Origin of the sequence: Paenibacillus lentus (assembly GCF_042714055.1) — a bacterium.
GTDB lineage: Bacteria > Bacillota > Bacilli > Paenibacillales > Paenibacillaceae > Fontibacillus > Fontibacillus lentus_A.
This window is the reverse complement of sequence record NZ_JBHGVC010000009.1, coordinates 87,208-109,396: the sequence shown is the minus strand read 5'-3', so window position 1 is coordinate 109,396 and position 22,189 is coordinate 87,208. Positions and strand designations below refer to the sequence as shown.

Here is a 22,189-nt window from a genome sequence, read left to right as displayed (position 1 = left end):
GGCTTGTGTTTGTTAAACCGCTAAAAGCGGTCTGTCTACTTAGAAAGTGCGTCGACAGATGCTTTTCATGGTAAAATGTAGTGAAGTAGCCATACTCAGCTTAAGTCAAAAAAAGGGGACAATGATGCAGAAATGGTATCAGATTTTTCATAGGAATACCGGGTTAAGTCCATATATATGGGTCGTTTTCTACATTCTGCCCTTCTATTTCATATTCCGCTCCTCTTCTCCCTACCAGGTTGTTCTGGGGAGCTCGATGATTGTCGCCTTCTTTGCTTGCTATGTGCTGTCCTTCGTTTCCAAAGGCTGGCAGGTATACTTCTGGACGAGCCTGCAGATTGCCATTTCCATCACGATGACACTCTTGTTCGGTTACGTCTACTTTTCGCTGTTCCTTGCTTTTTTTATCGGGAATATCAAGAACAAGATCGGATTTATTACATTGTACACGATTCATTTAGTGACGACGGTAGTGACCATCAACTGGGGATTTGTGACGAAAACCTCATGGTTCATTACGCAGCTTCCGTTTGTTCTCGTCAGTCTGATTGGCGTAATTCTGCTTCCCGTTACGACATATAACCGCAATAAGAGTGATCGGCTGCAGGTGCAGCTGGAGGATGCGAATAAAAGGATATCGGAGCTTGTTAAGCTGGAGGAGCGGCAGCGGATTGCCCGTGATTTGCATGATACGCTTGGCCAGAAGCTGTCCCTAATCGGTCTGAAGAGTGACCTCGCCAGCCGTTTAATCCTTGAGAACCCTGAACGGGCCCAGCTTGAGCTGGACGATGTGCGCCAGACTGCCAGAACGGCGTTGAAGGAAGTCCGTGAATTGGTTACGGAAATGAGAGGAACAAGACTGCAGGATGAGCTGTTTCGGATTAAGCAAATTTTAAAGGCTGCCCAAATTGAGTTTACTTTGGTGGGCAATGCCGATCAACTGGACATCTCGCTCATGAATGAGAATGTGCTTGGCATGTGCCTGAAGGAAGCCGTGACGAATATCGTTAAGCATAGCAGCGCGACGGCTTGCTCCATCGTGATGGAACCGGCTCGCGGCGAGGTTGTCGTCAGAATACAAGACAATGGCGTAGGTGTGCCCACGGAGTCGGTTTATTACAAGGGCAATGGCCTGCGGGGCATGAAGGAACGCCTTGAATTTGTGAATGGGAGCATGGAGATCGCCTCCAATGGGGGAACGCAGCTTACGATTAAAGTGCCCAGTTCATTAAAACAACCGGAAAAGGAGGCACCACTATGATCCGTATTGTAATTGCTGAAGACCAGCGCATGCTGCTTGGAGCACTGGCTTCGATCCTTGACCTGGAGGAGGATATGACGGTAGTCGGCAGGGCAAGCAATGGAGAGGATGCGATCCGGCTCGTGCATCAGCATAAGCCGGATATTTGCATCATGGATATTGAAATGCCCGTGAAGAATGGTCTGGATGCTGCAGAGGAGCTAAAGGGCTCAGGCTGTAAAGTGATGATTCTAACGACCTTTGCCCGATCCGGTTATTTCGAGCGGGCGATCAAGGCCGGGGCCAGCGGTTATTTGCTGAAGGACAGCCCAAGCGAGGAGCTTGCGACATCGATCCGGAGCATTATGGCCGGCCGGAGAATCTATGCCTCGGAGCTTGTGGATGAAGCTTATGGGGAAGAAAATCCGTTGACCGAACGAGAGAAGGAAGTTTTGGAGCTCGTCGCGAACGGGAAGAATACGAAGGAGATAGCCAGTGAGCTGTTCATTACGACAGGTACGGTTCGCAATTACATCTCCGTTATTCTTGACAAGCTCGGGGTAAGTAACCGGATCGAGGCCATTACCCGGTTTCGAGAGAAGGGTTGGTTTAAATAAATTAAGGGAGATTGATGGTCACCATGTCATTAGAAATCGAACGCAAATTTCTGCTGCCTGCTTATCCTCAGGCTCTTATCGAAAGCGGCCAAATCAAGCTGAAGTCGGAGGAGCGGATCGAGCAGACCTACTTGGCGCTGGCTGGCGACCAGGAGCTGCGCGTGCGCAAAATCAAGGATATGAGCACGGGGGAAATTACGTACACGCATACTTTTAAAAAGGGGCATGGACTGCTTCGCGAGGAAGTGGAGTATGCCATCTCCGCAGGAATCTATGAGCAGATGATGAAGATACATCAAGCGATCCCGCTAACCAAGAACCGGATTACGGCAATTTGGAGCGGGAGGACGATCGAGTTGGATTTGTATGATCAAATCCAACTGATGGTGCTGGAGGTTGAGTTTGCAACGGAAGAGGAAGCACTGCAATTCGAGCCTCCAGATTGGTTCGGCCTCGATATTAGTACGAATAAGGAGTACAGCAACAAGAAAGTATGGAGAGAGCTCCAGGAGCGTTCTTTTTAATCGAGGGATGAAGAAAAAGAAGAAATGGCTTGAAATGAGGAGAATTCCTCACGGGCTACACAAGCAAGTAGAGTTTACATGCTTACGACTCTCTCGAATCTTTCGGTTCGGACATGTCATAGTCAGGAAAATTTTCATTTTCCGTTTCTTGGAATTGAGCTTCTTCAAATTGAAATTCCTCCTCGTCGGCAATGGATTGGATTTCCTCTGCGCTTATGGTGAGGACGGAATACCCGTCCTCTGCTTGCTTGCGAAGGGCTTGCTGCTTAATGAATTTTGGGCTGGCTTCGCCCATCTCTTCGTCATAGACGAGAAGAATTCCGTCCGTCTTGCGTAAGAGCAGCTCGTCCCTTGCGATGAACTGCCACTTGCCCAGGTACGGCTCTTTGCTGACTGCCGCATAATAATCTATGCTGCGCAACAGCTCCTCGTAGTAAATCTTTTTCTCATCACTCCATTTTTCCTCAGGATTGCTGAAGGCTGTAATGATGGAGCATTTAAGTTGCGGGTATTGCGCTTTGAGCGAGATGGCGACCTCACATGCCCATAAATCAACGCCGTACTGTCCAGGGGTAATCACCCATTCCAGTCCTTCCTCCAGGAGAGGGATAAGTTTATTTCGCATCGCCTGCTGAATATAGGGAATTCCTTTATGTTTATTGTTATATATGCCGAGCTCATGAGCTCGGTAACCGGTGACGAATAAGTTCTTCAATGGAAAACTCCTTCATTAAAAAATGATTGAAAATGAAAGACTCATTATAATAATAGATTAGCCTGCAAGAGATAGCTATCTGAAAGGGGGAATGGTTCTATAATCCTGGGTATTTTAGGGTGGAAATGAAATAATACGGGTCTATGTGCCTTGTTGACTAATGGAGCAATTTGGTTAATATGATTAAGGAGACTTACACATATTAGGAGGAAAACATCTTGAAGAAATTAACAGCAGTATTATTGGGGGCAGTTTTACTAGTAGGCATCACGGCTTGCGGAAAGGAAAAAGAAGCGCCAAACGCAAACACGCCAGCAGGAACAAACTCTAACGCAAGTGTAAACGAAGCGCCGTCAGCTCAAGCTGAAGGTACCCTGCCAACGGTAGATGAGCTGATCACGAAATCTACTGAAGCTAGCAAAGAATTAAAAAGCTTCGCTATGGATGCGGATATCGAACAGAAAATGACGATCAAGCAAGGCGACCAAGAGATGACTCAGGATATTAACATCGCTATGACCATGGATGTTCAGCAGGATCCAGTCGCTATGTATCAAGAGATGACGATGGATATGGGCGCGGAAGGCAAGACTGAGATCAAGCAATATATTACGAATGATGGCATTTATACTCTAGTAGATGGTACATGGGTTAAGCTTCCAGACGAGCAGAAGGCTGATCTCGTTGCACAAATGGAAGCAGCGGCAAATCCGGAAGCTCAGCTGGAGCAATTCAAGTCGATTGCCAAGGACAGCACGGTAACTGAAGAAGGCGATGAATACATATTGTCTGCCGACTTGTCTGGAGATGGACTTAAGGAATTAGCAAAAAGCTTGATGAGCCAAGCATCCAGCGGCAGCGAGGAGGAAACGGCAGCGATGCTGGAAATGATGACAATCAAGAACATCAAGATCAGCAATGCCGTAAATAAAGAAACATACCTTCCAACAAATAGCGCTGTGCATATGGAAATGGACATGGATATCGAGGGTCAATCAGTTTCCATGATTATGGTTATGAAGAGCACGATTTCAAAGCAAAATGAATTGGAAGAAATTAAAGTTCCACAAGACGTAATCGATAGCGCGATTCAAGGCTAATCGTTTCGATAACCTGCAACCGCCGAACCTACGGGTTTGGCGGTTGTTTTTTTGCAGCATTCTTGCAAGCGAGGGATCCCGTAAGCACCGGGATATCACGCTAATACCAGCCGTAAAGCAAAATAGACCTTTCCGGTGTCAGAAAGGCCTAAAGCTTCCTGATTCTCTAATTCTGCCCATGGCCAGGTGATGAGACATGCTGCTTTAAAATCTGACAGTCACTCCCTGGCGCAGCGTATTAACCGTGGATGGCTAGGATGGTAAATGTAGTATAGAAAAGAGTGTAAAATGTGCCTAAGGCGATAATCCAGGCGAATATGCTGCTTTCATTTTTATACTCTGTTTTAGGTTTTTGCATGTGTATCAGCTCCTTATACTTGCTGAAATCACAATTTGTGAACAAATTGTGTCTCTCTTATTACATATTATTAAACATTTTGTGTCTAAATTCAAACATTTTTTATTTCATCTTGACAATTAGTGATAAAACACAAATAAACACAGTGTTGATCCTGCTGGATCGACACTGTGTTTAGGTTTTTAGACGAATGAATAATTTTTCAGCCGAGCTGAAGAATTCTGAATTCTAAATCGTCGTAATAAAAACTACCGCTAATGCGGTTGTCTACTTAGAAAGTACATCGGTAGAGGTTTTTCTTATTTAAATGGTATAGCACTATATAAGTTGAACTATAGATTTTACGGTAAAAGCAGTCGTGTAAACTATTCTTTCGCAATTGTTTGATTTTTCGTTCAAAACTATAGTGCCAGACCGCCTTGCGGACGCATTTGTATGATTTTTCGTACAAAGCAGCCACGACTGACCGCCCGTGAGCACTTTTGTACGATTTTTCGTTCAAAATTGTTGCTGCAGCCGACAAGGGCGGATTCCGCTTGTTTTTGCCTCCGTATAACCACTGTATAACCGTATAACCATCCGTTGAATAGCGTGGAGAAGGATAGCGATGGCCATAAGGCGGGCATGAAAATAAGGTTAGTTCAACTTATATTAAGAATGCATGGGGCTTATGCGCCGAATTCGCTTCTAAGAGGCGAAGCCTTCCTCGCGCAAATAATCCTCCGCTTCCTCACGGGTTTCAAAAACCATTTCAATGCTGGAGCCGGCATACACGTACCATAAATCATCCTCAGGTCTTAGCAGCAGGGAATCGCCATCAGAGTCATGCCAAACCTCCCCACCAGTCTTGTCGGCCATTTCAGAGCCGGTGGATACGGATGCTGAAGCGGGCAAGTCTTCATGGCTTTCTTCGAGGCTGCTGGATGCGGAAGCCGATGCAGAGAAGCTGGAATGACCTCCATATGGAGCCGACAGGGAGTCAATGGATTGTTGAATTAACTGGCGGAGCTCCGCTTCGGAGTAATCCCGAATATTGATGAAGCCTTTATCGTTAACATCGGAGCGATTCAGCAGCCCGGCATAAATAAAGCCGTTGCCATTCGGATGCAGATGATATCCGACGGTTCTTTTATCGTGAATGCTGTCTTCAAAATGGAAGTTAACGCGTCCTAAAGATACGTCCCTGCGCTCAAGCTGAGGGAATGATTCGAGGATATGAATTTTCTGCTGAAACGTGAGCATGTATAGCCTCCCTAATTACGATTATTCATTGTGCCGTGATTATATCATAATCCAACTGGAAAGTTATATGCGGAGCATGTCTGTGAAATAAAAAAAGAAACCGTCTGAAAGACGGTTCCAAGCAATCGAAAAGGATAAGGTTGTTATGTCCGTTTGCAAAGAATCCGGCTATGCATCAGGGGACACCGGCTGATCCTCATCCTGTTTTTTCTTATAGAGCAACCTCGAGGTCGCTATACCTGCCAAACCTAGGGCTATGAACAACACGGCCCTTACGCCAATGGATACCCACGGCAGATCAATAATTATGACCTTAAGCAGGATCACGAACAAGAAGATAACCCCAGCGAGCCTAACGCGAGATCTGTTCGCTACGAGTCCAAAGACAATTAAGCCGGCAGAATATAAAATCCATACCCCGGACAAGGTCAAATGCTGGATATCGCTGCTTAATGACTTGGTTAACACATGGGCGACCTGAGTCAGGAAAATGAGGCCAAGTACGGCTTCAACCCAGTTAAAGACGTCCCAGAGAGAAAGTACCCATTTGGGTTCCTGTTGTTTTTTTGTAATGAAGTAAGGAATCGGAAAACTAACTAACAGCAACAACCAGGCCAGCGTCTCCGTGGAAAAAAACTCAGGTATCAAGCTGAATAGAGTCAGAAAGGCACTGAATAAATATAAGGTCAAGCCGACAATTTGCTGTAATAAGCTTCTCAGCTTAATGCCGAGGATGAAGGACAGCATGCCCAGTATGAGCAGTACGCTGATTTTATAGTCATATCCTACGCTGTCGACAATGAATACGACCCAACCATACGTAGCGATGGAAGCGAATAGCTCGGACATTTGTTTTTGCTTAAAATTTTTGACGGCGGCAATGCTGTACAGAATAGATAATAGAGCAATAGTTATTGTAAACGTGTAATCTTCCTCATAGCCGTAAAGTTGAATCAACCATAGAGAAAGCAGGAAAAAACTAATCGGCAGCAAGATCATCTGATCGAGCTTGTAGCGGTATCGCTGAGTTACTGTAATTCCAAATAGCACCAAATGCTGCAATAATACTGCTATCAAGAAAAGAAAGCTGCTCTTGTCGTAATTTCCTGGCGCGTACAAAAGTAAGAGCGGCACATGCAGGACAGCGATGGCAACGATATAGGCCGCTCGAAAATCAAAGCGGACGGATACAAGTATCATGGCAATGGAAAACACAGCCACATACAAGATGAACATCCACGGATCGGCCGGGGAATTCGCAAGAAACGGGATTAGGTAGCCCGATAGCATGGCAATGATAACCAGCGTTTGCGAACGGTGATGAACCGCTATAAATACGCCAAAGGCAATGGACATTATGTATAGAACGAAAGCAATGCCAAGCGGTATCAAGTCATAGAGCATATGTGCCGCAAAAAGAGTTAACACCAATACGGCGTTTGCTCCGCCCAGAACGACTTGCCCCAAAGCTTCGCGCTGCCCGCGAACTTGCTTGTCTCCAAACCAGTACATGGCTGCTGCCAGGACGGCCCCAAGCAGGCAGCGAACCGGTTCACTTAGATATCCGGCATTCACGGCCGCCATAAACAACCATAATACGCCAAGCAACAAAACGACGATGAATACCCGCGGCAGCCATACCCGCGAAATCGTGTATTCCCAATCGCGAGATGAACTTGATGTATTCATCGGCGGTATCCTATCAGAGGAGAGGGGAGCGGTGTCTGGTTGCTGGGCGTAATATTGCTGGCCGTATTGCTCTCTCATAGGTTGCCCCTGAGGGTGAAAATGCTGCTGCTGGTATTGCTGCTGCCCCTCATTCACGGGTACCTGGTTCTGACCATGCGACTGGTGCTGCTGCTGTTCTTGCGGTCTCCCTTGTGGATTCCACGCAGGCGGCCCAGGGTACTGTTGGTATTGCTGCTGCGCCTCATTCACGGGTACCTGGTGCTGACCATGCGACTGGTGCTGCTGTTGTTCTTGCGGTCTTCCTTGTGGATTCCACGCAGGCGGCCCAGGGTACTGCTGGTATTGCTGCTGCGCCTCATTCACGGGTACCTGGTTCTGACCATGCGGCTGGTGCTGCTGTTGTTCTTGCGGTCTTCCTTGTGGATTCCACGCAGGCGGCCCCGGGTGCTGCTGATACTGCTGCTGCGCCTCATTCGCAGGAACCTGGTTCTGACCATGCGACTGGTGCTGCTGCTGTTCTTGCGGTCTCCCTTGAGGATTCCACGCAGGCGGCCCAGGGTATTGCTGGTATTGCTGCAGCGCCTCATTCACGGGTACCTGGTTCTGACCATGCGACTGGTGCTGCTGCTGTTCTTGCGGTCTCCCTTGAGGATTCCACGCAGGCGGCCCCGGGTGCTGCTGGTATTGCTGCTGTGCCTCATTCATGGGTGCCTGATTCTGACCATGCGGCTGGTGCTGCTGTTCTTGCGGTTTCCCTTGAGGATTCCACGCAAGCGGCCCCGATTGCTGTGATGGCACCGCTTGAGGATTCCAGGCCGGTGGTTCTGACGGCTGCCCTTGCTGTTGAGCGTTCAGCATCTGTTCTGGTGTGGAACCGTGAGTATCTCTCTTTTCCGATGATTGTGGATCTGGAGATTCTGATGAATGTTCATTGTCATTTTTTAGTTCAGACAATTTTTGGGTTAGTCTTCTTAACTCTTCCTCCAGTTCACTGATCTTTTTGTCTTTCTCCAAGTTTGAGTCACCTCTGACTTTTCTAAAATGTTAGTCCAACGACAAAAATACATGATTAACAAATTAACGAACGGTCATCAAGCCTCCAAGCCCATAATTTGGAAGCGGTTATCTTGGGTTTAAAGGGATTATATGCTATAAATTACCCCTAGTAAATATAATGCGAACGGAGAAATTTCTATTCTTTGCTGATTAGTGAATTGACTTCTGCGGCTCCGTCGAAAGGTAAGTGAGGCTTAGGATTTGCCGTCTGAATGCAGCTTCAGGATGCTGCGAGATGTTTTAGTTCGAGTGGAGCAGTTTTTCAACAAAAGCGTTCATCTGTTTATTCGTCTGATTAAGCAGTTCGATAGTTTCCATGAAATCGGTGACCAGAACGGCCTGCTCCTGGGAGGATTGCACAATTTGCGCGAAATCGGCTTCAAGCTGGCGTATCGATTGCTGAACGCTGGTTAGGGTCTCTGAAATATTCGTTGTAGCTTCTTTCGTATGTACGGACAGCTGGCGAACTTCCTTCGCAACAACTCCAAAGCCCGCTCCGAGCTCACCTACTCTTGCCGCTTCGATGGCTGCGTTGAGACCAAGCAGGTTCGTTTGGTTGGAGATTTCATGAATGAATTCAATCGTTTTGTTAATGTTGGCTGAATTGTCCACGGCATGCTTTGTATTGGATAGGATATTCTCGCTTGTAGCAGACAACTCCTCGGAATGAGCGGCTACGGTCTGAACCATGTCTACGAGGCGATTGGTGATCTGATCCAAGCTGCTCATTTTGGCTTCCAGCTCCTGCTGGTTCTCCAGGGACTGTGCAGTAGCGATAGCTCCGATGACTTCCCCTGCCTCATCTTTAATGGGAATGGCTATGGCGTTGATTGGTAAGCCATAGATATGGGGCGGAATCAGCGTATTGGAGTAATTGCCGCTTAAGGCCTGGCGAAGATTTTCATCCGAAGAAGGGATCGGGTCTCCCGGCTTGATGCCTAAATCAATTTGTGCAGAGGGTTCATAGAATAGGAACTTGTCCCGATCGGTAATGCCGATCATCGTGTCTTCTCTTAAGATTTGCTTGATGTAAGGAATTGCTGCGATGAGGGTATCGAGCATATTCATGGTGAACACCGCCTATTATTTTTTTAGTATATACACAGATGATTTTATCATTAAAGATATTTTCTGCGTATTAATTTTGTGAAAATTGAAAACAAGCCCTCTCCTTGATCGTATTTGTGTGGTAGTATATGTAGTTGAGTCCGAATAGGGGAAGCGCCGAATACCGAATGCCAAATGGATTATGTTGATGTGACGCAAGGGAAGAATAAGGAAACAAGGAATTGAAAGAGGAGAACTGAACTTGGAAGAGTATAATGAAATGCTTGAACAAATGAATATCCAGCATGCGATCATTGGAGACGTGACGACAAGCCTGCCTGACATCCTTCAAGATTTGACGAAGGTTCGTTTAGCTTCGCTCGCTTCCGCTTGCAATTTGCCTGGACGCTCCAAAATGAAAAAGCAGGAATTAATAGATGCGCTGACAGCATACATGACCGATGCAGAGCATTTGCAATCCGCCTTACTGATTACCGGTGGACTGGAATGGAAATTGTTTGAATCGCTTCTTCGCCAACCTGTTCTGCAAAACAATCTCATTCTTTTTGAGCATTACTGGTATTTAATGAATCGCGGTCTCGTATTTACTTATTTTAGCAACGGTCAGCTATATGTCGTCCTTCCGGATGAGATTAGAAGCGCTTATGCTCAGCTGGATAACGCGAATTTTCACCAACAACGGATGAGCGTACAGCTCGTTAATGAGTATATATTAGCTTTGACGCATTTGTATGGGGCCATTAAGCCGGACAAGCTTATAGAAATCTATAATGCGCAGAACAGCGAACCTTTAGATAAAGAACAATTCATGCGGTTGTTTGAAAAGCTGATAAGTAGAAACCAAAGCTATGCTAAAGCAAAAGGTTATATTGTGGACAGTTATTTGTGGCCAGAGCAATCGCCAGGAGAGTTGGAGCAGCTGCTGCTTCAGATGAAGGGCAAGCAGCAATATATTCCGAAACGCGAGGAATTGCTGAAATATGCTGATGAAGACTACTTTGAGATGACGCCGCAGCTAATTAAGCTGAAAGCGTACATTTTGAAGGAAATTTGCCGTGATGCGGAGATGGTCGAGCATCTCATCGACGATATCCAACTGGCTTGCACTATGCAGGCGGCATCGGCGGATTTGATTTTTGAATTTGAAAGAAGAGGATTGAAATTCCAAAGCATGGAGCAGGCGGATATCGTTGTCGCTCTGATGAATGACGTCTATAATCACACGAGATTATGGATTTACGGCGGCCATACGCCGGTTGAAATGAATCGGATTTCCGGCAATGTCGAGCTGAGAGCCGCGAACCGCCAGCTTAGCCCTTTGAATAAAAACCAGGTATCCGTCACAAAAATCGGCCGAAACGAGCCGTGTCCATGCGGCAGCGGCTTCAAGTACAAGAAATGCTGCGGAAAATAATATAATTAGCTTTCGCAGGTTAGGGAAATATTCAAAAACCGCAATCCATAGTGGATTAGCGGTTTTTTTGTGATATACAATATCCATGTAGGAGGTCTTTCGAATGCAAAATGCGACGAGTGAATTTTTATCCCAGCTGTGAACTATTTGGGCGAGGCAAGGTATCCATCAATGACCCGGTTCTCATGATCAAAAAGCCGCCATTTCTCACAGCAGCAACCGGTCTTGAAGCGCTGCCCCGTGCCATAGAATCTTAGTGTTCAAGAATGCGATGTAATATCAATAATTTGACAACTATTGCAAAGACAGCTACAGTAGTAGTGAAAATGAATAGGAAGTCCACTAGGGGAGCCGTCAGCGGCTGAGACAAGATCGTATCTTGGACCCTTTGAACCTGATCTAGTTCGTACTAGCGTAGGAAAGTGGAGTCGGATCCAATGCCTGACACTTATTTTTCTTACTACCTGTGTTAAGGTGACGTTGATGAAGCCGCTCCATATATGGAGCGGCTTTTTTGATGTATGCCGACCGTTTCGCAGCGAGAAACGTCTGACCTGGAGCATCCCCTTATCGCGGCGTCATCCCTATGGCTTCCTGATCATGTTCACATTATATTCGGAGGTGGAGAACGATGAGCTTTACGCAGGAGCTCCGTCAGAAGGCGGACGGTATTTTTCAAGCTATTTTTGAACACCCTTTTGTGAGAGGAATCGCTAATGGAGATTTGCAAAAGGAGCAGCTGATCCATTACGTCAAGCAGGATCATGAGTATTTAACGGCGTTTATGAGGATTTATGGCATTGCCATATCCAAATGCTCGGATCGAAATGAAATCGAAATGTTTAACCAGCAAATTTCATTTATCCTGAACAGCGAAGTCCATCCGCATAATAACTTTTGTGCGGTTGCCGGAGTCACTTATGATCAAATGCAGGGCTATGCGCTTGCTCCGGGGGCAAATCATTATATCCGCCATATGCTGACCGTTGCGCATGAAGGAAGCCTGGCTGAAATTATGGCGGTGCTGCTGCCATGTCCGTGGACTTACCTGGAGATCGGCGAGAAGCTGATGAAAGAAGTGCAGCCAACCGAGGCTCATCCATTCTATGAGTGGATCAATTTTTATGCGACCCGTACGAATACGACAGCCATGTTCTGCGAGCGTCTGGACAAGTGGGCGGAAATCACGACTGAGCTTGAGCGCCGGAAGATGACGGAGCACTATTTGCTCAGCTGTCAGCTTGAGTATATGTTCTGGGATATGGCTTATAAAGTGCAGGATTGGCCGGTTCCGATGCAGCCTGCGGAGTATGCACTGTAAGCTGAATCATGGATTCTATCATCTTAAAAAGAAGTGAGGCAGGTTCATAATGAGTACGCTTGAAAATGACATTACAGCTCTTCTAACGAAGGTTCAGAGATCCAAACCACTCATTCATAATATAACCAATGTCGTAGTTACTAATTTTACAGCAAACGGGCTGTATGCGCTGGGGGCTTCGCCCGTTATGGCCTATGCACCCGAGGAGGTCGCGGACATGGCCAAAATCGCCGGGGCGCTCGTGCTTAATATCGGTACTCTATCGACCCCGCATGTTGAGGCGATGATCATCGCCGGCCGATCTGCGAACGAGCATGGCGTTCCTGTGCTGCTAGACCCGGTCGGCGCAGGGGCGACGCGGTTCCGCACGGAGTCGGCGCTGCGGATTCTCAGCGAGGTGAAGGTGTCTGTAGTGCGGGGGAATGCGGCTGAGATCGCCAACCTCATCGGCGAGTCGCGCGAGATCAAAGGCGTTGACGCAGGGGACGGCGCCGACAAGAAGAACGCACAGCTTGGATTACGGGCAGCCCGCGAGCTGAATGCGGTCGTAGCCATTACGGGAAAGGAAGATGTCATCACGGATGGCAGCCTATGCCGGGTGATCAGCGGAGGCGATGCGCTGCTCACGCAGGTGACCGGGGCGGGCTGCTTGCTGACATCGGTGCTGGGCGCTTTTGCCGCGGTGGAGAAGGATCTGCTGCTGGCTGGCACCGCAGGGCTGGCCTTTTACGGCGCGGCTGCCTCTCGCGCGGCCGAGCGCACCTCAAGCGCCGGACCAGGCAGCTTCCAGATTGCTTTCCTCGACGAGCTCGCCAAGCTGCATCCGCACTCGCTTAAGGGTCATGCGAGCGTGCGCGAATTTCAGGCGTCGGCCACAGGGGAGGCGTTGATATGAGCGTAGCCAGAGCGCTTACGATTGCAGGTTCGGATAGCGGAGGCGGAGCGGGCATACAGGCCGACCTTAAGACATTCCAGGAGCTGGACGTCTTCGGCATGTCAGCCATTACGGCCATCACGGTGCAGAATACGCTAGGGGTTCAGGGCGTATATCCGTTGCCGCCGGAAGCCGCCGCGGAGCAAATCGATGCGGTCAGCACCGATCTTGGCGTCGATGCCTTAAAGACGGGGATGCTGTTCAGCGCCGATATTATTGGAGCGGTGGCTGGACGCATCCGGGAGCACGGCTGGCGCAATGTCGTCGTCGACCCGGTGATGATCGCCAAGGGCGGGGCGGATCTGCTGCTGCCGGAAGCCGTAAAGGCGCTGAAGGAGCAGCTGCTGCCGCTGGCGCTCATCGTTACGCCGAACATCCCGGAAGCCGAGGCCTTGGCCGGAATGAGCATCCGCTCCAAGGAGGATCGGCGGGAGGCTGCTAAGCGTATTTGTGCCTACGGGCCGGCGGTCGCGGTGATTAAGGGCGGACACGATGAAGACGGCGAGCAGGTGGCAGATCTGCTCTATGATGGAGACGCGTTTACGGAGCTGAGGGATCGGCGGATTCATACCGTGCATACGCACGGAACGGGCTGCACTTATTCCGCTGCGATTGCTGCCGGACTGGCGAAGGGGTTGCCGGTGCTGGAGGCCGTGCAAACGGCCCGGGCGTACATTCAGGCGGCGATCGAGGACAGCCTGGAGCTGGGCGGGGGGCATGGCCCAACGAACCACTGGGCTTACCGCCGGAGAAGGGAGCAGCTCCGATGAGCGGCAGTATCTCTCCCGAGCAGATGCGCCGCTACTTGCGGATGTATCTGGTTATCGGCAGCGTGAACTGCCGGGAGAAGCCGCTTCGCGTTGTAGAGGAAGCGTTAAGCGGTGGCGCGACGATGATCCAGTTCCGCGAGAAGGGGCCGGGCGCGCTGACCGGAGAGGCCAAGCTTGCGCTGGCTCTGGAGCTGCAAGCAGCCTGCCGCCGCGCCGGAGTGCCGTTCATCGTCAACGATGACGTGGAGCTCGCCGCCCGGATCGGGGCGGATGGCATTCACGTCGGGCAGGACGATGAATCTGCGGGTGCCGTTCGCTCCCGAATCGGCAACCGCATCCTCGGCGTGTCCGCGCATACGGTCAAGGAAGCGCGGACGGCGCTTGTGCATGGCGCCGACTACATCGGCGTCGGCCCGATTTACCCGACCATCTCCAAGGATGATGCACGCCCGGTGCAGGGCACCCGGATGATCAAGGAGATGCGAGAGCAAGGGATTAAATTGCCGATCGTCGGAATTGGAGGAATTACGGCAGATCGTGCCCCTGAGGTGGTTCGGGCAGGTGCAGACGGCATAGCCGTTATCTCTGCGGTGACGCAAGCGGAAAACGTGCGAGAAGCAGTCGAGTCGCTCTTAAATCAGTCAACTCAGAAATAAATAAGCTAACACGCGCCCATAAACAGGCCGCAGATTCGATATAAGAATCTGCGGCCTGTTCGTAATGGAAGAATCAAATATATTAAATGACCCAAGCATATCCAGGAATTTAGTCTTAGCAACAAAAACTGGAAAAATACGTCTAATAGTTTAATCAAGATAGTTCCAGTATGTCTAGTATCAAAACCTGGGTTACGCAGTTCGCTGGGATGGTTAATTTTTTTATCTAATTGTGGGCTGGAGTAATGATTTGGCCCTAACCCGCATAAGATGTATAAACAGATGCCCCTTTTTTCGGTACAACCATATCATTCTGCATCCTATGGCGTTTTTTTAGATTAAGAAGCTTATTGTCAAGATGAATTGAAGGGAAGCAATCCGACTGGAGCGATGCTGGATAGGGATTGCCTCCGTGCAGCAGATTCGTTGATCTAATACTGATTCATGTGCTGTTTGCCTCATTTAGCTTTCGAGTCAGCTTGATCTGCAGCTTTTGCAGCTTCCTTGTGAGCTTCTATATTTTTTACCTGCTGGCTTAAGAGATGTATCGTGTCGTCCATTTTATCCAGCTTCTCGCCCATCGTTTGCAGCACGTATTTGATCAGAATAAAGCTCAAAGTAACGGGGAAACCGACATTGGTAATGAGTGTAACCATATCTGAAACCTGCATCATCGCTCTCTCCTTTCTTTTAAATGTCCTTTCACTATATAGAGAAAATAAACCAGGGGCTTTACAACCATAGATTAGAAATAAATGTTATAATTTCAATAAATAAGTTGATTTTTTAGTTGTTAAATTTATGTGGATTTTTCCCTATAGGTAGAAGATGAAATTGAAAGGGGGAGGTAGCTTTGGAAGAACAACAAACCGTGTACGAGCAATATCGGAAAGAAGTCTATCGGATCGCTTGGCGGATTCAGTATCGAGCAAAGGTCGTGCGGAAGCGGGAGTGTTCGTTTGGCGGAGTAGAACCTGCCACAACCAGTTTCACCTCATCTTCTGATAACAAGATCGTAGTAAGACAGTTGATTAATGCCCTCCCATCTGACACGGGTAGATCGATTATCTTCAAGATCTATATACAAGATAAGACAGAGCATGAGGTTGCCCGTGAGTTGAACATGAGTCAGCAAGGGGTGAACAAATGGAAGCGAAAGATGATCAAAGAATTGTCCCGGATGGTGAGTTCCTGAACCTGCTGTATAAAGCAAGGCAAAATGACGTTGAATCAACCCTTAAGCTCATTGAGCTTTACAAAGGGGATATTCTCAGGGTAAGCAAGTTTATTCACACGTCGGAGGAAGATGCCGTTTCAGATATTATATTGGAGTTTCTGGAATTGATTAAGGAGCAGAAGGAGTAGGCAATCCCTTATCGTTAAGGGACTGCCTCTTTTTCTTTTTGTCGCGTTATTTTTCTTGATAGAAATTTTATTGGAGCGGTTGTAATGGCCGGGGTCGATTTTCCCTTATAGTTGGGAGCTTGAAAAAGCGTATCGTAAATGTTGACCCGTTATTAGAGTCATCATGCTCCGGCAGCTTCCTTTCGCCACTGGGATGGCGTGATGCCTTTATATTGCTTGAACAGCTTGGTGAAGTAGTTCGGATTGCCGCAGCCGATCCGCTCGGCGATTTCTGTGACGGTGAGGTCGCTGCCGCTAAGCAGTCTCATAGCTTCGTTGATGCGAATAAAATTCACGTATTCAATGAGCGTGGAGCCGGTCGTTTTTTTGAATATTTTACAAAAATGATAGGGATTGAGGTTCATCATCGCTGCCGCCTTGGACACAGTGATCGGCTCGGCATAGTGCGCATCGATATACAGCAGAAGCTTTTTAAAGCGATCCGCATTTCGCGTGTGGGCCAGAGTAGCCCGCCCCTGCTGCTCGCCCGGCATAAAGCGGCGGGATAGCAGCGTGAACAGCATGTACAGCTGGCTTTTGACCATCAACTCGTAACCGGGCTGCTTGTCTTCATATTCTTGTATAGCCTCCTCCAGAATATGCTTGAATTGTAGATTCGCAGCATCCAGATGGCTTAATTTAATAGGAAATAGCAGACCTCCGTCTAGGTATGGCGAAATATAGAGCGTATGCTTGGGGTCGGGGGTTTTGCTATGCCTGAGCAGAGCCGCGTTAAAAACAAGAGCGTAGTACTCCAGCGGCCCTTCGTCAGCACAGTAACCGGCATGCAGAGCACCGGACGGCACGATGATGATATCGCCGGCCTCTGCTTCGCAGGGTTTGCTGTCGATATAAAAGACGGCTTTTCCCTCAACCATGAGCAGAATTTCAAAATGATCATGCCAGTGCATGTAGAGGGAAGGAATGCCTTTCTGCAGCTGTTCCTGGCGAAAGCGAAATATATTAAAAGGATAGGATGGATCGTTAAAATACGTATGCTCCCGTAACTCCTGGGGGTGCGTCATCTTAAAGACAGCTCCTTTAACGCAATATAGAACCAAAAAAGCACAAGATTGTATAGAGATATATTCAAAGAAGCACTATACAATGGGCTTATGCTTCACAATATACTCAATATAGGAGTGGTTGGCAAATGCAAAACGGCAATCATTTTTTACGTATAGGCACGCTCGTTGGCGGACAGGATGCGGTACGGGTCATTCCGCAGATATTGCCTCATGGCTTTGAGTCCTTCAGCCTGACCTTTTGGCAAACGACGGGAGGCATCGATTTGGCAGAGCTTGCTAAGCAGGTTCGTGAAATCGTGGATGAGCATGGCGTAGTCATTTCCAGCATCGGGGTGTTCGGCAACCCATTGACAGGGGAGGGGGACAATGCCGATACGCTGGCAAGCTGGGAGCGGGCCATCGATCACGCGCATTTATTCGGAGCGGATATCGTAAGCGGCTTTACAGGCCGGCTGACGGATCGTCCGATCGATGAATCGCTGCCGCGCTTCAAGGAAGTGTTCGGGGAGCTGGCCAAGCGGGCAGCCGATCGCGGTGTGCGGATCGCGTTCGAAAACTGCGACATGGGCGGCACCTGGTGGAAGGGCGACTGGAACATCGCCCATAATCCGCAGGCTTGGGAGATGATGTTCAACGAGGTTCCGGCTGACAATCTCGGCCTCGAATGGGAGCCTTGCCATCAAATGGTCAGCCTGATCGATCCGATTCCGCAGCTGCGGAAATGGGTGGACAAAGTATTCCACGTCCATGGCAAGGATGCGACGATCGCTTGGGATATTGTCAAGGAACACGGCATTCATGGCCCGAAGGAGTTCGTCTGGCATCGTACGCCGGGGTTCGGCGATACGAATTGGACGGATGTTATTACGATTTTACGTCAAGCCGGATATCAAGGTACGATCGATATCGAGGGCTGGCATGACCCGGTCTACCGCGACGAACTGGAAATGACCGGCCAAGTGCATGCGCTGAATTACTTGAAGCAGTGCCGCGGCGGAGCATTCGTGCCGAACCCGGTGTGAAATTTAATAGGGCTGTAAGCGATGGAAAACAGGTGGTGGAGAAAATGAATAAGCAGTATCGCATTGTGGTTGCCGGCTGCGGCGGGATGGCGAATGTGTGGATCAAGGCATTGCTGAAGCGCGACGATGCCGTTATCGTCGGGCTTGTCGATGTGCATATCGGCCAGGCTGAGAAGATCCGCGACGCCTACGGGCTGGAATGCGGCGTAAATACCGAACTGGGACGGGCAATCGTCGATACGGGTGCGGATTTGGTCATTGACGCGACGATCCCGGATAGCCATTTTGAAATCAGTACGAATGCGATGAAGCACGGCTGCCATGTCTTTGGCGAGAAGCCGATGGCGGCCACGATGGATCAAGCCAGAAAGATTATCGAGACGGCGGATGCCACGAGCAGGTCGTTGTCAGTTATGCAGAATCGCCGCTATGATGCCAATATCCGTGCCCTGCGGGAGCTGATTTCATCTGGTATGATCGGCAGCCCCGGTATGATCAATGCGGATTTCTTCCTTGGGCCTCATTTCGGCGGTTTCCGCGATGTGATGGAGAGCCCGCTGATTCTGGATATGGCGATCCATACCTTCGATCAGGCCCGGTTTATTATTGGGGCAGATCCGGTGTCGGTATACTGCCATGAATTTAACCCTAAAGGGTCATGGTACAAGGGGAATGCCTCCGCCGTCTGCATTTATGAAATGTCGGACGGCTCCGTATTCTGCTACCGCGGCTCCTGGTGTGCGGAAGGCGCCCCGACGTCCTGGGAAGCCGATTGGCGGATCATCGGCGAGAAGGGAACGGCGATTTGGGACGGCGTACATACGCCTTATGCGGAGGTTCTGTTGGCTGATGATTCGGCGGAGAAGAAGTTCATTCGAGATGTGGCGCGTATAGAGGCGCCAATGGATTGGAACGGCAAGCCAGGGCATGAGGGATGCCTGGACGAAATGTTCCTGGCCCTGAGGGAAGGCCGTCCGGCAGAGACCGATAGCCGCGATAACATCCACAGCATGGCCATGGTGCTTGGCGCGATCGAGAGTGCGAAGAGCGGGCAGAAGGTCATGCTGGGATAAGGAAAGTTATTCAGTTTGATAAGAGGAGGGGGCAGCTATACCCTCTCCTCTTTATTTTGAGAAAAAGTTGGAATTGTCCTGTTGTTCTGCACCAAAGAAAAAAACCGCCAAAAGCGGCGGTTAATCCACGGGGATCTCAATAGTTTCATTATATACCTTCATATAATGCATTCCTTTGATGTGCATGTATTCCGGCTTTGCTTGCGAATCGAATAACAAGGTACGCTCCTTCAGGATGGTTCCGTCGTCCAGCTTGGTTTCCGTTTGCCTGATGGTCGTTTTTAAAGTAATCGTCCCGCTTGGCGTTTCGATCGAGACGCCGTCGAGCAGGATGTCATCCTCGGTAGCAATCGTAATCTCCACGCCTTCAGAGGTGACAGAAACGTTCTTCACCCACAGTTCCTTGCCTTCCAGAGAGAAGGGCTCTTTGCCAGCCGAAGAGAGGGCGATTCGCTGCTCCAGCTTCTGATAGCCTACAAACTCTTTCATGACAAGCTCCAGAGACTTCAAGGGCTTGGGCAAGACATCGTAACGGATGTCAAATTTTCTGCCTGTCGGGGATGATTCATGGCCGCCCCCTAACATTTCTACAGGCATTCCGTTCGCGATTAATTCTATTCCGTCTAATGCTGAAGGAAGCCGATCAAAGTTATCAACGTTTAGCTTTCCCTTAATCATGGTCATCGTTGGTGTGGCGGTGATTGACTGGAAGTTCACCGTGCCTTTGTCGACTTTTACCGTTTTACGAATCGACTGCTTCACTTCGGTTTGCATCGCTTGGTTCGGATCATAGGGAAAGGAGATGCTATGCTCAATAAGTTGTTCGTTCAGGTTCTTATCAAAATAATTTAGAGTCAGCTTTTTGGAGAAAGGACTTACGGGCTCGAAGGACATCGTTCCCTTTACCTCTGTATGCTCCTCATTTTGGAGCGATGTACCGCTTTCCGGATTGGAGTTCGTCAAGAAACCGGTAATTTTTGTTGGCCAGAAAATATGACCGCCGTCATCCTTGATCCCCTTGGGATTCGTTAAGGTGTAATACATAATCAATTGGTTCGCATCGGCCATGATTCCGTTAATGGTGAGCTCCGTCCCGTCACTTAGGGTCGTCTTCTTGTCTACGACCTGTCCCATGCCTTGCTCATTAAGCTCCTGCAGCGTGCCGCTGATCAGCTCATCGAATCCAAGCAGCTTTTTGCCGTAATAAGCAAAAGCATTGTAATGATATCCAAAGATCACGATCAAAAATAAAGCGACTGCCGCAGCCTTCCAGACCGGGGCAATCCGTTGTCTTCTTGTCGGACGAGCCACAAGCAGAGCGCTTCTTAATTTCGCTTCCAACTCCTCCGGTGCGGTTATGGAGTCTATACGCTTTTTTTCTTCCGTTAATCTTTCTTCAACGTGATTCATCAGCCTCACCCCCATAGAGCTCTCTCAGCTTCTTTAATCCTTGGAAAATCCGGGATTTCACGGTTCCCACGGGCACGTTCGTAATATCCGCGATCGTCTGGTAATCGAGATCATGCCAATATTTCAATTGGATGGCTTCCTGCTGTTGCTCGTTTAAACGGAGCAGCATCTGCCTTATATCCATTTGCTGATCGCTGCGCCGATAGGGATCGCTGGGCGGGGCATGATCCATCGCCGATTCGCCGTCCGACCCGACATCGTCCAGCAGCACCAGCTTTTGCCGCTTGCGAAGCAACGCTTTGCAGCTATTCACCAGAATGGTTCTGCTCCAGCTATAGAAGGATTCCGCTTTCTTGAGCTGGCCGATGTTCTCGTATAATCTGACGATCATCTCCTCCATGGCGTCCATCGCATCATGCGAATTTCCCATGTAGGTGAGCGCAAGCCTGTAATAGTCGTCTTTCTCGGCCATAATCAATTGGAGCAGCGCTTCTTTGTTCCCCTTTTTTGCTTTTTTCACGTATCGAACCGCATTCATTGCTTCACCTCACTCCCCTATAAGAGTCATGACCCCGGGGAAAAGTTCATTCTGATTAGGACAAATTATTGTGGAAAATGTAGAAAATCCACAACCCAATGGGGCTGCGGATATTTTGAAGTCGAGGCGCTTGATGACAATCACTCGAGACCTTCATGTCGCTTTTTCTACTTTATTCAACTTTAATGGAATGGGCTTGAATGATAGCAGCGATTTGTTCAAAGGAATATTTATGATTGACCATATCTACTGTTAGATCTTCTGCGGCTTTTTGATCCATTTTGAAGTGATAACCATTATATCTGAGAAAGATAAGAAGCGCCGTAAAAGCTGTTCTCTTGTTAGCGTTATGGAAGGGATGATTTTGACCAAGAGATTCAAATAACGCCGCCGCTTTGTCCCAAATCGAAGGATAAGCGTCTTCGCCAAATGCTGAGGACATAGGCCGAAGGACAGCTGACTCGAGCAAATTGGAGGTTTTGACGCCAATTTTCTCTCCTGGACTATACTTTTGGATCATGGCCATGTTAATGGCTATAACCTCTTGAACGGTTAAGTAGCGTGGATTCATCTATCTTTTAACCCTTTTAAGGTTTGGTCGTACTCACTCATTACCTCCGACAGTTGATCAAAGAAATCATTGCTGATTCCCTCCGGTAAGGCGACTTTATTGGCCTTCTTAATTACGATTTCGCCATGATCTTGATTAACGTCGATTTGTACGGTATCACCCTGCTCAAGCCCGATTTGTTTCAGAGCATCTGTCATTGTAATCCCGAGGCTGTTTCCGAATTTGGTTACTTTCCGCTCCATGTCACTCACCTTGCTCATATTGTGTTTTTCCCTCCTTATTATACTATTCAATTGTTATAACAATTATACTTTAATAATTACCAAAATTAAATACTTTTAGAGCAAATGATCGCTTATAATCAGTTGATCCAGGGTTAAATCTTCTGTCTCTTCAGGAAAGAGGACAAACCGGATCATTAAGCTTGAGGAGTAACCTA

At 48.5% G+C, this 22,189-nt stretch carries 23 protein-coding genes and 1 riboswitch; of the genes, 13 read left to right on the top strand and 10 right to left on the bottom strand.

Annotation, left to right across the window (positions count from 1 at the left end; genetic code table 11):
- Positions 1–124 precede the first annotated feature (124 nt).
- From ACE3MQ_RS19410 to ACE3MQ_RS19400, 3 genes are read left to right on the top strand one after another with little or no spacing between them, the layout of a single operon-like run.
- A complete protein-coding gene (locus ACE3MQ_RS19410) occupies positions 125–1,261 on the top strand; it encodes a sensor histidine kinase (RefSeq protein WP_379395697.1) in 1,137 nt (378 codons plus the stop codon).
- A complete protein-coding gene (locus ACE3MQ_RS19405; RefSeq protein WP_379395695.1) occupies positions 1,258–1,857 on the top strand; it encodes a response regulator in 600 nt (199 codons plus the stop codon). Before ACE3MQ_RS19410 ends, ACE3MQ_RS19405 begins: the two co-directional genes overlap by 4 nt.
- Positions 1,858–1,880: 23 nt before the next feature.
- Positions 1,881–2,381, top strand: coding sequence for a CYTH domain-containing protein (locus ACE3MQ_RS19400; RefSeq protein WP_379395693.1), 501 nt, complete (start codon positions 1,881–1,883; stop codon positions 2,379–2,381).
- An 82-nt stretch (positions 2,382–2,463) separates the two neighbouring features.
- Here the strand turns inward: ACE3MQ_RS19400 and ACE3MQ_RS19395 are convergent, their stop codons facing one another.
- Positions 2,464–3,096 (bottom strand): SLOG family protein, encoded by a 633-nt coding sequence (locus tag ACE3MQ_RS19395; protein WP_379395691.1) that lies wholly within the window; start codon positions 3,094–3,096, stop codon positions 2,464–2,466.
- Positions 3,097–3,314: 218 nt separating this feature from the next.
- Here ACE3MQ_RS19395 and ACE3MQ_RS19390 point away from each other — a divergent pair, with 218 nt between their 5' ends.
- A complete protein-coding gene (locus tag ACE3MQ_RS19390; protein WP_379395689.1) occupies positions 3,315–4,196 on the top strand; it encodes a DUF6612 family protein in 882 nt (293 codons plus the stop codon).
- A gap of 1,045 nt (positions 4,197–5,241) precedes the next feature.
- On the opposite strand, the gene ACE3MQ_RS19385 is transcribed toward ACE3MQ_RS19390, so the two are convergent.
- From ACE3MQ_RS19385 to ACE3MQ_RS19375, 3 genes are all read right to left on the bottom strand, one after another.
- Complete coding sequence (locus tag ACE3MQ_RS19385; RefSeq protein WP_379395687.1) at positions 5,242–5,796, bottom strand: hypothetical protein; 555 nt, start codon at positions 5,794–5,796, stop codon at positions 5,242–5,244.
- Positions 5,797–5,964: 168 nt separating this feature from the next.
- Positions 5,965–8,499, bottom strand: coding sequence for a DUF2339 domain-containing protein (locus ACE3MQ_RS19380; protein WP_379395685.1), 2,535 nt, complete (start codon positions 8,497–8,499; stop codon positions 5,965–5,967).
- Between the two features lie 282 nt (positions 8,500–8,781).
- Positions 8,782–9,609 (bottom strand): methyl-accepting chemotaxis protein, encoded by an 828-nt coding sequence (locus ACE3MQ_RS19375; RefSeq protein WP_379395683.1) that lies wholly within the window; start codon positions 9,607–9,609, stop codon positions 8,782–8,784.
- Positions 9,610–9,850: 241 nt separating this feature from the next.
- Here ACE3MQ_RS19375 and ACE3MQ_RS19370 point away from each other — a divergent pair, with 241 nt between their 5' ends.
- From ACE3MQ_RS19370 to thiE, 5 genes are all read left to right on the top strand, one after another.
- Positions 9,851–11,023, top strand: a complete 1,173-nt coding sequence (locus tag ACE3MQ_RS19370) for an SEC-C metal-binding domain-containing protein (protein ID WP_379395681.1) — start codon at positions 9,851–9,853, stop codon at positions 11,021–11,023.
- Positions 11,024–11,357: 334 nt separating this feature from the next.
- Positions 11,358–11,461, top strand: a riboswitch (TPP riboswitch).
- A 193-nt stretch (positions 11,462–11,654) separates the two neighbouring features.
- Complete coding sequence (tenA, locus tag ACE3MQ_RS19365) at positions 11,655–12,344, top strand: thiaminase II (RefSeq protein WP_379395679.1); 690 nt, start codon at positions 11,655–11,657, stop codon at positions 12,342–12,344.
- 49 nt (positions 12,345–12,393) lie between these two features.
- Positions 12,394–13,239: a hydroxyethylthiazole kinase gene (thiM, locus tag ACE3MQ_RS19360; protein WP_379395677.1), complete on the top strand. Its 846-nt coding sequence runs from the start codon at positions 12,394–12,396 to the stop codon at positions 13,237–13,239.
- Complete coding sequence (gene thiD, locus ACE3MQ_RS19355) at positions 13,236–14,048, top strand: bifunctional hydroxymethylpyrimidine kinase/phosphomethylpyrimidine kinase (protein ID WP_379395675.1); 813 nt, start codon at positions 13,236–13,238, stop codon at positions 14,046–14,048. Before thiM ends, thiD begins: the two co-directional genes overlap by 4 nt.
- Positions 14,045–14,704: a thiamine phosphate synthase gene (thiE, locus tag ACE3MQ_RS19350; RefSeq protein ID WP_379395673.1), complete on the top strand. Its 660-nt coding sequence runs from the start codon at positions 14,045–14,047 to the stop codon at positions 14,702–14,704. The genes thiD and thiE overlap by 4 nt, the downstream gene beginning before the upstream one ends.
- Before the next feature lie 458 nt (positions 14,705–15,162).
- On the opposite strand, the gene ACE3MQ_RS19345 is transcribed toward thiE, so the two are convergent.
- Positions 15,163–15,378: a hypothetical protein gene (locus ACE3MQ_RS19345; protein ID WP_379395671.1), complete on the bottom strand. Its 216-nt coding sequence runs from the start codon at positions 15,376–15,378 to the stop codon at positions 15,163–15,165.
- A 179-nt stretch (positions 15,379–15,557) separates the two neighbouring features.
- Here ACE3MQ_RS19345 and ACE3MQ_RS19340 point away from each other — a divergent pair, with 179 nt between their 5' ends.
- Together ACE3MQ_RS19340 and ACE3MQ_RS19335 are read left to right on the top strand one after the other, a co-directional pair.
- On the top strand, positions 15,558–15,899 hold the full coding sequence (locus tag ACE3MQ_RS19340; RefSeq protein WP_379395669.1) for a DUF1492 domain-containing protein: 342 nt from the start codon (positions 15,558–15,560) through the stop codon (positions 15,897–15,899).
- Complete coding sequence (locus ACE3MQ_RS19335) at positions 15,851–16,069, top strand: hypothetical protein (RefSeq protein ID WP_379395667.1); 219 nt, start codon at positions 15,851–15,853, stop codon at positions 16,067–16,069. Before ACE3MQ_RS19340 ends, ACE3MQ_RS19335 begins: the two co-directional genes overlap by 49 nt.
- A gap of 161 nt (positions 16,070–16,230) precedes the next feature.
- Here the strand turns inward: ACE3MQ_RS19335 and ACE3MQ_RS19330 are convergent, their stop codons facing one another.
- The gene (locus ACE3MQ_RS19330) at positions 16,231–17,133 is read right to left on the bottom strand and encodes an AraC family transcriptional regulator (RefSeq protein ID WP_379395665.1); all 903 of its coding nucleotides are present in this window, start codon (positions 17,131–17,133) and stop codon (positions 16,231–16,233) included.
- 128 nt (positions 17,134–17,261) lie between these two features.
- On the opposite strand from ACE3MQ_RS19330, the gene ACE3MQ_RS19325 reads away from it, so the two are divergent.
- The gene (locus ACE3MQ_RS19325) at positions 17,262–18,158 is read left to right on the top strand and encodes a sugar phosphate isomerase/epimerase family protein (RefSeq protein WP_379395663.1); all 897 of its coding nucleotides are present in this window, start codon (positions 17,262–17,264) and stop codon (positions 18,156–18,158) included.
- Between the two features lie 44 nt (positions 18,159–18,202).
- Positions 18,203–19,231: a Gfo/Idh/MocA family protein gene (locus ACE3MQ_RS19320; protein WP_379395661.1), complete on the top strand. Its 1,029-nt coding sequence runs from the start codon at positions 18,203–18,205 to the stop codon at positions 19,229–19,231.
- Between the two features lie 120 nt (positions 19,232–19,351).
- On the opposite strand, the gene ACE3MQ_RS19315 is transcribed toward ACE3MQ_RS19320, so the two are convergent.
- The 4 genes from ACE3MQ_RS19315 to ACE3MQ_RS19300 all read right to left on the bottom strand — a co-directional run bounded on the left by ACE3MQ_RS19315 (position 19,352) and on the right by ACE3MQ_RS19300 (position 22,010).
- Positions 19,352–20,641, bottom strand: coding sequence for a DUF4179 domain-containing protein (locus ACE3MQ_RS19315; RefSeq protein WP_379395659.1), 1,290 nt, complete (start codon positions 20,639–20,641; stop codon positions 19,352–19,354).
- Positions 20,628–21,179, bottom strand: a complete 552-nt coding sequence (locus ACE3MQ_RS19310; protein ID WP_379395657.1) for a sigma-70 family RNA polymerase sigma factor — start codon at positions 21,177–21,179, stop codon at positions 20,628–20,630. The genes ACE3MQ_RS19315 and ACE3MQ_RS19310 overlap by 14 nt, the downstream gene beginning before the upstream one ends.
- Positions 21,180–21,351: 172 nt before the next feature.
- Positions 21,352–21,750, bottom strand: a complete 399-nt coding sequence (locus ACE3MQ_RS19305; protein ID WP_379395655.1) for a type II toxin-antitoxin system death-on-curing family toxin — start codon at positions 21,748–21,750, stop codon at positions 21,352–21,354.
- Complete coding sequence (locus ACE3MQ_RS19300) at positions 21,747–22,010, bottom strand: AbrB/MazE/SpoVT family DNA-binding domain-containing protein (protein WP_379395653.1); 264 nt, start codon at positions 22,008–22,010, stop codon at positions 21,747–21,749. The genes ACE3MQ_RS19305 and ACE3MQ_RS19300 overlap by 4 nt, the downstream gene beginning before the upstream one ends.
- Positions 22,011–22,189: the final 179 nt, after the last annotated feature.

What these genes read in the sequence shown, in the direction of transcription:
- ACE3MQ_RS19320 (WP_379395661.1), top strand. Translation starts at nt 18,203, where the DNA reads ATGAATAAGCAGTATCGCATTGTGGTTGCCGGCTGCGGCGGGATGGCG.
- ACE3MQ_RS19335 (WP_379395667.1), top strand. Translation starts at nt 15,851, where the DNA reads ATGGAAGCGAAAGATGATCAAAGAATTGTCCCGGATGGTGAGTTCCTG.
- ACE3MQ_RS19375 (WP_379395683.1), bottom strand. Translation starts at nt 9,609, where the DNA reads ATGAATATGCTCGATACCCTCATCGCAGCAATTCCTTACATCAAGCAA.
- ACE3MQ_RS19385 (WP_379395687.1), bottom strand. Translation starts at nt 5,796, where the DNA reads ATGCTCACGTTTCAGCAGAAAATTCATATCCTCGAATCATTCCCTCAG.
- tenA (WP_379395679.1), top strand. Translation starts at nt 11,655, where the DNA reads ATGAGCTTTACGCAGGAGCTCCGTCAGAAGGCGGACGGTATTTTTCAA.
- ACE3MQ_RS19410 (WP_379395697.1), top strand. Translation starts at nt 125, where the DNA reads ATGCAGAAATGGTATCAGATTTTTCATAGGAATACCGGGTTAAGTCCA.
- thiE (WP_379395673.1), top strand. Translation starts at nt 14,045, where the DNA reads ATGAGCGGCAGTATCTCTCCCGAGCAGATGCGCCGCTACTTGCGGATG.
- thiD (WP_379395675.1), top strand. Translation starts at nt 13,236, where the DNA reads ATGAGCGTAGCCAGAGCGCTTACGATTGCAGGTTCGGATAGCGGAGGC.
- ACE3MQ_RS19300 (WP_379395653.1), bottom strand. Translation starts at nt 22,010, where the DNA reads ATGAGCAAGGTGAGTGACATGGAGCGGAAAGTAACCAAATTCGGAAAC.
- ACE3MQ_RS19315 (WP_379395659.1), bottom strand. Translation starts at nt 20,641, where the DNA reads ATGAATCACGTTGAAGAAAGATTAACGGAAGAAAAAAAGCGTATAGAC.
- ACE3MQ_RS19325 (WP_379395663.1), top strand. Translation starts at nt 17,262, where the DNA reads ATGCAAAACGGCAATCATTTTTTACGTATAGGCACGCTCGTTGGCGGA.
- ACE3MQ_RS19400 (WP_379395693.1), top strand. Translation starts at nt 1,881, where the DNA reads ATGTCATTAGAAATCGAACGCAAATTTCTGCTGCCTGCTTATCCTCAG.
- ACE3MQ_RS19345 (WP_379395671.1), bottom strand. Translation starts at nt 15,378, where the DNA reads ATGATGCAGGTTTCAGATATGGTTACACTCATTACCAATGTCGGTTTC.
- ACE3MQ_RS19305 (WP_379395655.1), bottom strand. Translation starts at nt 21,750, where the DNA reads ATGAATCCACGCTACTTAACCGTTCAAGAGGTTATAGCCATTAACATG.
- ACE3MQ_RS19330 (WP_379395665.1), bottom strand. Translation starts at nt 17,133, where the DNA reads ATGACGCACCCCCAGGAGTTACGGGAGCATACGTATTTTAACGATCCA.
- ACE3MQ_RS19405 (WP_379395695.1), top strand. Translation starts at nt 1,258, where the DNA reads ATGATCCGTATTGTAATTGCTGAAGACCAGCGCATGCTGCTTGGAGCA.
- ACE3MQ_RS19310 (WP_379395657.1), bottom strand. Translation starts at nt 21,179, where the DNA reads ATGAATGCGGTTCGATACGTGAAAAAAGCAAAAAAGGGGAACAAAGAA.
- thiM (WP_379395677.1), top strand. Translation starts at nt 12,394, where the DNA reads ATGAGTACGCTTGAAAATGACATTACAGCTCTTCTAACGAAGGTTCAG.